We start from the raw sequence: 7,866 nt of genomic DNA, 5'->3' as shown, positions 1-7,866 counted from the left end.
GGGCGCGGCCACGGGCGCCTGGCTGGCCATAGCCGCCGGCTTGCCCTTGGGCTGCGGATAGAAATAGGCGATGCCATAATCCCAGCCGATCAGCAGCAGGCCCATCAGGACCACCGCCAGGATCAGGTTGCGCTGTTTCTCCACTGTGCCTCGCGTTCGTTGAATCAAGCTGTTTGGGAAGGGGTGTTCAGGGGACGGGATCGTACCCGCAGCCACCCCAGGGATGGCAGCGCAATAGCCGCAAGGCGGCAAGCCAGCTACCCTTAATCGCACCATGCTTGGTCCACGCCTCGATCGCATATTGCGAGCACGAGGGGGCAAAGCGGCACGAAGGCGGCAAGACGCGGGATGGGCCAAGCTGCCAGCCCCGGGCGATGAGGATGAGCAGGCGCTTCATGGGCTCAGCGGCCGTAGGCGGGCTTGGGTTCGCGCGGTGGCCCGCGCCTGGTGCCGGGCTTTCCGCCCGATTTGCCGCCAGGCTTTCGGGGCGGATCGCCCTTGCCGGCAGCAGCGCGCGACAGGGCCTGGCCCAGTTCGCTGCGCAGCAGGGCGAAATCGCGCTCCACCCCGTTTTCGCGGCCGATCAGCACATGATCGGCGCCGGCAATGCCGTGGGCGGGCAGCAGTTCGCGCAGCAGCGCGCGAAAGCGCCGCTTCATGCGGTTGCGCGCCACGGCGTTGCCGATCTTCTTGGTGACGGTCACCCCGAATCGCAGCGAGCCATCGGCGCGCGACAAGGGGTTCACCAAAAGCACGAATCCGGGCCTTGCGACCCGGATTCCGCGATTGGCGGCGAGAAAATCCGCACGCCGGGCCATCGTCGCCAAGCGGGCACTGCGCCGAGGAGAGCGGGCCGGATCGGCCCCGGTCTCAACCGACATGGTGCCCGAAGGGCGCGCGATCAGGCCGAGAGGTTCTTGCGGCCGCGGGCGCGACGAGCGCGCAGCACCTTGCGACCACCGACGGTGGCCATGCGGGCGCGGAAGCCGTGGCGGCGGGCACGCACGAGGTTGCTGGGCTGGAAAGTGCGCTTCATGGTTCAGCTCTTCTTCTTGTCTGGCGAATCGGTATAACAGGCACGCCGCCGCAACCGACGCCGAGCCGAAATCAGGGGTGCGCCGATAAGCGAGGGCGCGCCATCCGTCAAGCATTTGCCGAGGCGCGATTGTGCCACGCGGGCGCAAACCCGCAATGAAAATGCCATTGGCGAAATTCCCACAAGGTTCTAGGGCAAAGGCATGGTTGCCGACGAAACCGGGCAGGCCCAAAGCTGGGGCCGCATATGGCGCCGCAAGCCGGCCTGGCTGACACTGGCGCTGTTTGCCGTGCTGGCCCTGGCGCTGCTGGGCACCTTTGCCCTGATCTTTACCACGGTCGATGCCGAGCGCGTGCAGCGCGAGCAGGCGGCGCGCACCAGCGCGGTGCTGGCCGCGCTCGATGGCATCGTGGCGGCCACGCTCAACGGCGAAACCGGGCAGCGCGGCTATTACATCACCTATGACCGCCGCTATCTGGTGCCTTATACGCAGGGCCATGCCGCCTATGAGGCGGAAATCCGCGCGCTGCGCCGGCGCCTGGGCCAGGGCATCGATCCGCAGCAGGCCGCCCTGGTGGATGAGATCGAGCGCCTGGGCGATGCCAAGTGGGCCGAAATGGCCGGCACGGTGGAACTGGTGCGGCGTGGCGAACTGGTCGAGGCGCGGGTGCGCACCCTGTCTGACGAGGGGCAACTGGCGATGGAGGCCCTGCGCCAGGCCGTGGGCCGGCTGGAACGTACCGAGCGCGCGCGGCTGGATGCCGCGACCGACAGTGCTGCCATGGCCGAGGCGCGCGTCATACCCTCGCTGGGCCTGCTGGCAGTGATCATCACGATCGCGCTGATCCTGGGGCTGTGGCAGGTGATCCGCACTGCCCAGGCGCAGGCAGCGGCTGCCAATGCCGCGCTGATCGCCGAGGCGCGCGACCGCGCCGACCTGCTGGCGCGCGAGCTTAATCATCGCGTGAAGAACCTGTTCGCGGTGATCCTGGCGATCGTGAAGATGTCGGCCCGGGGCGATACCGCCGCGGCCCCGGCGGTGGACCGCATTGCCAAGCGCATCCACGCCCTGGTCACCGCGCACGATGTGACGCAGGGGCGCCACGATGGCGATGGCGAGGTGGACCTGGCCGATCTGGTCACCAAGGCGATCGCGCCCTACCGCTCTGACAGCGAACGCTGCAATCTATCCGGCGGCACACTGGTGGTGTCGGGCCGCCACGCCGTGCCGCTGGGCTTGGTGCTGCACGAGTTGGTGACCAATGCCGTCAAGTATGGCGCCTGGTCGGCCCCGGGCGGCCTGCTCGAGGTGCGCTGGGAACACCATGCGGCAGACAAGACCGTGCGCCTGGTGTGGCAGGAACGCGCCGCCGCGCCGCTGGTGCTGCCCGAAGACGGCGTGCCGGCGCGCGAAGGCTTTGGCTCGGCGCTGATCCGCAGTTCCGAACGCCAGCTCGACGGGCGCATCGTGCGGCGCTTTTCGCCCGAGGGGATCATGGTGGAGATTACGTTCCCCCACGCATGATCCCGCCGGATCATCCCTTGGGCGCCTGGCCTTACGGCTTGGGCGCGGTGGCCGACCAGTTCACCAGCGTCTTGAAATAGGCCAGCGTTTCTTCCAGCGCGCGATTGCCCAGGTCCGATCCCTCGGGCGGGAAGAAGCTGAGCTTGACGATCACCGTGCGCGTGGCGGGGTGGACGTAGATGAACTGCCCCTGGAGGCCGAGCGCGGTATAGGCGCCGGTATCGTCGACCTTCCACCACTGGAAGCCATAGCCGGAGCGGGCGAAGGGATCGGTCACGCTGGCCGGCGGGGGCGGCGTGCCGGGATCGGCATTGGGCACCATCGCGGTTGCCTGGTGGACCCAGTCCGCCGGCAGGATCTGGCGGCCGTTGAACTTGCCCTCGTCCAGCATCATCTGCCCCAGGCGGGCAAAATCGCGCAGCGTGGCGTTATAGCCCATGCCGTTAAGCTCGCGCCCCACGCCCGGCGCGCCATCGGCCAGCCAGAAGCCATAGGATTCCATGCCCATCGGCTGCCACAGGGTGTTGGTCATGTAGGTGGCCAGCGGCTGCTTGGTCGCGCGTTCGAGAATCCAGCCCAGCACGCTGGTATCGAGCGTGGAATAGTTGAAGTGGCTGCCCGGCTTCCATTTGCGGCCCAGGCGTGGCGCGGTGTCGGCAAAGCGTTCGGTGTTGGCGACGATGGCGTTGAGGAAGATCTTGGCGGCCACGCTGGGCGTTGCGCCAAAGTCATAGCGTTCCTCGTAATCCACGCCCGAACGCATCTGGAGCAGCTGGCGGATCGTCACCCCGTCATAGCCCGACCCCTTGAGTTCGGGGACATAGTCGGTGGCGGGCTGGTCGATCGACTTGATGAAGCCCTGGTTGACCGCGATGCCGACCATGATCGAGGTGATCGACTTGGCCATCGAGAACGAGATGTAGTGCGTGCTGGCATCGGTGTTGTTGCGATAGCTTTCGTGCACGATCCTGCCGTCGCGCATCACCAGCAGGGCATTGGTGAAAGTGCGGTCTTCCCACTGGTCCTCGGTCATTTTCGTGGTGCCGAGCACGGCATCGGGCAGGGCCTGGTCCACGCGGGGCAGCGCGGCGATCGGGCCGGAACGCGGCACCGGGCGGGTCTGGAACAGCTGATCCATGGTGTGGAAGGTCAGCATGTTTTCCGGCGCTTCGAGCATGTGGGTGCGCGCGGCGGCCAGGTTGGGCGGTACCTGGCCATTGGGCAGGACATGGGGCGGCGCGGTTTGCGCCAGGGCAGGCGCGGCGAAAGCCTGGGCCAGGGCGAGGGTGGCGCTGGCCAGCGCGAGCGCGGCCTTCTTGCGGGGGAAAACCATGGGGAAGCAGCCTTTGCATCAGGGAAGGAACAAGGGAAAAGTGGCCGGAAGCATCAGGGTGCTTCCGGCCCAGTGCAGGGGGTGCCCCTTGGCGGGGCACCCGGCATTACTGGCGCATCAGCAGGGTGAGGCCGAACGTGCGCGGGCGCTGTGACAGGTTGCGATAGGTGCCAACGCCGCTCACCTCGATCGAGCGGGACAGGATCGTGGTTTCGTTGGTCAGGTTGTCGACAAACAGCGAGAGATCATAGGCGCCCTTGCGCAGCCCGGCGCGCAGGCTGGCATAGTGCACCTGGGGCAGGGCATAGGCGCCGGGATCATAGCTGCTGGTGCTGCTGTCGGTGACGGCCGACATCCTGGCCTTGCTCTTGTACGAATAGTCGGCGCGCAGATAGGCCGTGGCGCTGCCGACCGGCGCTTCATAATTGGCGCCGATCGTGGCCGTCCACGGATGGGTTTCCAGGTGATCACCCACTGCGGCGATCAGCTGGCCGGCCTGGGGATTGGGCTGGCCGCTGACATTCTGGGTCAGGTGCGCGTCGGTATAGGCCAGCGTTCCATCCAGGGTGAACGCGGGGCTGATCCGGGCCGTCGCCTGGATGTCGAAGCCCTGGCTGCGTGCCTTGCCCAGGTTGGCAGTGAACTGCGCGCCGCAATGCTGGAGATAGACGTTCTGCTGAATGTTGCTCCAATCCACGTGGTAGGCGCTGGCTGCCAGGCTTACCCCGCCCACGCGCGTCTTGGCGCCGGCTTCATAGCTCCACAGGCTGTCGGACTTGTAGGTGCTGGGCACATTGGCAAAGCCATAGTTGGCAAGGTCCGTCCCGCACTGGCTGAGCGGCACCGGCGCATTGGTGCCGCCGATGCGATAGCCCTTGGCCGCCGTGGCATAAATCAGCGTGGTTGGCGTGGCCTGCCAGTTGAGCGCGAACTTGGGCGTGACCGGGTTTTCGCTGACCGACTGCTGGTCCTGCAACTGATAGCCCGAGACCGGACCCTGGAACAGCGAATTGCCTTCGAACTTGGTGTGCGCCACGCGCACCCCGGCGGTTACCTTGAGAGTGTCGGTCAGCTTGAGCGACCCTTCGGCAAAACCGGCCAGCTGTTCGTCGGCGCCGCGCCCGCTCCCCGCCAGCGAATAGAGCCCATCGACCAGCGGCACGCCGAGCACCACTTCGGGCGGCACGCCGCCAAAAATGTCGGCAAAGTTGGGGTCATAGACCTGTTCGGCGAAATGCTGGGCCGACTTGGCATAAAAGCCGCCGATCACCCAGGTGAACGGTGCATTGTTGTTGTTCGATTGCAGGCGCACTTCCTGGGTGAAGGTGCGCTGGTCGTTGCGCATATAGGCCAGGGCCTTGTGATCAGTGCCGACCCAGGGCGTGCCGGCAAAGACCGCCGGCCAGATCGTGGAATAGTCGATCTCGCCGCTTTGATCGCGCACATAGTAAGAGGTGTTGCTGATCAGCTGCGCGCCGCCGAGATCGGCGCTGATGTTGAGCGCGGGCAGATAGAAGCGATCGCGATCGGGCGAGCCATTGGGCGCCCCGCTGACGTACTGGCCCTTGCTGGGGTTGGACAGCGCCTTGTAGCCCGGATCACTGGGGGCGAGGCCGTTGTTTTCCCACCACGGGCTGGTGTCGTTGTTGGCGCGCTTTTGATAATAGAGCGAGGGCGTGATTTCGACGCCTTCGACCGGCGCCCACTTGAGCGCAAAGCGCGCCACTTGCGTCCAGCTCGAATTGACGTTCTTGAGATAGGGCGCGTTGGTGAGGATGGGATTGGCATCCTGCCGATCGATCCACCCGCCATCGTGGCGATACCACACGCTGGCCGCCAGCCCGAGCTTGTCGCGCACCAGCGGCGCTGAAATCGATACGCCCAGTTCGCCCGAGGCGGCGCCGCCCTGCGTGGCCGAGGCTTCCGCGCGGCCGTAGATATGTGTGTCGGTCAGGCTGGGCTGGGTGGTGATGAAGCGGACCGTGCCCCCTTCCGAACCGGCGCCGAACAGCGTGCCTTGCGGCCCGCGTAGCACTTCCACGCGCGCCAGATCGAACACCGCGGGAAAGGCGTTGGTGGTGGAATAGCCCACGACGCGGCTCTGGATCGGGGTATCGTCGATATAGACGCCGGTGGTGGCCGCCCCCACGGTGGAACTGATGCCGCGAATGGCGATGTTGGTCTGGTTGCCGAAGCCGTTGGGATCGAACTGGATGCCCGGCGTCTGCCGCACGACGCCCGAAATGTCCTTGATGCCGCGCGCATCGAGCGAGGCCTGGCTGAGCGCGGTGACCGATTGCGGCACCTTGCTGAGCGATTCGGCGCGGCGGGTGGCCGTGACTACTATTTCGCCGGGGGCGGCATCGGCGCTTGTTGCAGTTGCCGGCGTGCCGCTGCCATCCTGCGCCAGTGCTGGCCCGCTGCTCCAGGCCAGGGCCATGGCCAGGGCCACGGGAGCGCCTGCGAACGAATGGAAATGTCTGGGCTGCATCTTCTATCCCTCACGCTGCGGCGGTTTGGAACGCGTCCGTTCCGCCTTGTCGCGGGGGATGATGGGGCCAGAGGTTGCGGCCCTGCACCTCCCATATGGGATATAGTCTGCGATCTCAGTTTGGGCGTGGCGGAACGGGTGCCGGGGGCAGGGTGCCGTTGCCCTGGGCCGAGAGCGAATGCAGGATCAGGCGAACGAGATCGGCCTGGCGCCCGGTGCCGGTCTTGCCGAACAGCTGCTTGAGCTGGATGCGCGCGGTGCCGGTGGTAATGCCACGGCGGGCAGCATATTCGCTGACCGTGTCGCCCGAAGCCAGGGCGGCGGCCAGTTGCGCTTCTGCCCCGGTCAGACGGAACAGGCGCGCCAGGGCTGACGGCACGATCTGGGCGCGGCGTTCCGGCGCCGCGATCAGCAGCAGCACTTCATCGCGCGCGGCCGCACCGATGCCGGCCTGGTTGGCGCCCGACACGGCCCGCACATGCAGCGGATCGTCTCCCGGGCTGCCCAGTGCCAGCACATCGGCATGGCCGGCGGCCGCATCGGCGACCAGCGCCTTGAGCGCGGCATTGGCTTGCGCGTTGTGCCCGGTCAGCATGCCGTTGCGCACGCCCAGGTGCCGGTTATAGGCGAGGAGCGTCTCGGCCACTGGATTGCTCCATGCCATGCGCAGCGTGCGATCGCAGCTGGTCATGGCCAGGTCGGTGGCGCTGATCGCCTGTTCCAGCGTGCGCACCCGCGCCGCGTTTTCCGAGGTTTTGAGCCACAGGCTGACCGCCTGGCTGAGGTGGGGCTGCAACTGCTGCAGAAATTCCACCTCGCCGGCGTTGACGTCGCGGTCGTCACCGGGCTTGCGATGGAACACCAGCGAGAAATGGCTGTTCGGGCTGAGGCCGAAATCGACCCAGAACGCCGGCCCCAATCCGCAGCGCGCCAACCCTTCGCGCATGGCGCGATGTTCGTTTTCGGAATGATCCAGGCTTTGGAAATCACTGCCGATCCCGGTATCGGGATGGCGCAGCGCGCGTTGGCGATGAAAGCGGGGATTGGCGCCGGAATTGGCCCAGGAATCGTGAATGGCCGCATGGCGCAACGATACCGAATCCCGCGCCGTCCAGACCTGTTGCAGGCAGGAGCGGGCCGAAGACAGCACCTGCGCCACCACGCTTTCCAGGCCCATGCGATCGCGCAACGTATCGAGCACGACCTGCCAGCGCGCCTCATGCTCTACCGAGCCGTAGAGGTCGAGCAGCAGCGAAGAGTCCGAATGCGTCATGGGCAGCCTGGTCCGGGCTATGTCAGGATGTTGCTGTACCCCATGCCCGCTGCCAAGGCAAAGGGTCGCTGTTGCCCACCATGCCCGTGGCGGCGGGGCGTTCAGCCCTGCGGCGCAGCGACCAGGCCGACGATGCCAAGCGCCAGCGCAACGACGATCATGGCAAGCGCCAGGCGCCGCCGCCGTCGCAGCGCACGGGCGGCGCGGC

Annotated in this window: 7 protein-coding genes; 1 reads left to right on the top strand and 6 read right to left on the bottom strand. The window is 66.7% G+C overall.

The genetic code is table 11. The features are described from left to right. Positions 1–187: 187 nt before the first annotated feature. The 3 genes from yidD to rpmH form a co-directional block, all read right to left on the bottom strand. Positions 188–397, bottom strand: a complete 210-nt coding sequence (yidD, locus tag H926_RS31405; protein WP_082208922.1) for a membrane protein insertion efficiency factor YidD — start codon at positions 395–397, stop codon at positions 188–190. Between the two features lie 4 nt (positions 398–401). After that, positions 402–818, bottom strand: a complete 417-nt coding sequence (gene rnpA / locus H926_RS24790) for a ribonuclease P protein component (RefSeq protein ID WP_043606985.1) — start codon at positions 816–818, stop codon at positions 402–404. 83 nt (positions 819–901) lie between these two features. Then, a complete protein-coding gene (gene rpmH, locus H926_RS0100035) occupies positions 902–1,036 on the bottom strand; it encodes a 50S ribosomal protein L34 (protein ID WP_028657364.1) in 135 nt (44 codons plus the stop codon). Between the two features lie 202 nt (positions 1,037–1,238). Here rpmH and H926_RS24785 point away from each other — a divergent pair, with 202 nt between their 5' ends. Next, positions 1,239–2,561, top strand: coding sequence for a sensor histidine kinase (locus H926_RS24785; RefSeq protein ID WP_022674471.1), 1,323 nt, complete (start codon positions 1,239–1,241; stop codon positions 2,559–2,561). Between the two features lie 31 nt (positions 2,562–2,592). On the opposite strand, the gene H926_RS0100025 is transcribed toward H926_RS24785, so the two are convergent. The 3 genes from H926_RS0100025 to H926_RS24775 form a co-directional block, all read right to left on the bottom strand. Continuing rightward, on the bottom strand, positions 2,593–3,894 hold the full coding sequence (locus H926_RS0100025; protein WP_022674470.1) for a serine hydrolase: 1,302 nt from the start codon (positions 3,892–3,894) through the stop codon (positions 2,593–2,595). Between the two features lie 106 nt (positions 3,895–4,000). Next, positions 4,001–6,346, bottom strand: coding sequence for a TonB-dependent receptor (locus tag H926_RS24780; protein ID WP_022674469.1), 2,346 nt, complete (start codon positions 6,344–6,346; stop codon positions 4,001–4,003). Positions 6,347–6,500: 154 nt separating this feature from the next. Next, positions 6,501–7,658 carry a hypothetical protein gene (locus H926_RS24775; RefSeq protein ID WP_022674468.1) on the bottom strand — a complete coding sequence of 386 codons (1,158 nt, stop codon included), beginning with the start codon at positions 7,656–7,658 and terminating at the stop codon, positions 6,501–6,503. Between the last annotated feature and the right edge of the window lie 208 nt (positions 7,659–7,866).

The sequence above is a fragment of the Novosphingobium sp. B-7 genome (genome assembly GCF_000410615.1).
Taxonomy (GTDB): Bacteria; Pseudomonadota; Alphaproteobacteria; order Sphingomonadales; family Sphingomonadaceae; genus Novosphingobium; species Novosphingobium capsulatum.
Note: the sequence above shows the minus strand (reverse complement) of the source record. Positions and strands in the feature narration are given on the sequence as shown.

Excerpts from the sequence above, each read along its gene's own strand:
- rnpA (WP_043606985.1), bottom strand. The coding sequence starts at position 818 with ATGGCCCGGCGTGCGGATTTTCTCGCCGCCAATCGCGGAATCCGGGTC.
- H926_RS24785 (WP_022674471.1), top strand. The coding sequence starts at position 1,239 with ATGGTTGCCGACGAAACCGGGCAGGCCCAAAGCTGGGGCCGCATATGG.
- rpmH (WP_028657364.1), bottom strand. The coding sequence starts at position 1,036 with ATGAAGCGCACTTTCCAGCCCAGCAACCTCGTGCGTGCCCGCCGCCAC.
- H926_RS0100025 (WP_022674470.1), bottom strand. The coding sequence starts at position 3,894 with ATGGTTTTCCCCCGCAAGAAGGCCGCGCTCGCGCTGGCCAGCGCCACC.
- yidD (WP_082208922.1), bottom strand. The coding sequence starts at position 397 with ATGAAGCGCCTGCTCATCCTCATCGCCCGGGGCTGGCAGCTTGGCCCA.
- H926_RS24775 (WP_022674468.1), bottom strand. The coding sequence starts at position 7,658 with ATGACGCATTCGGACTCTTCGCTGCTGCTCGACCTCTACGGCTCGGTA.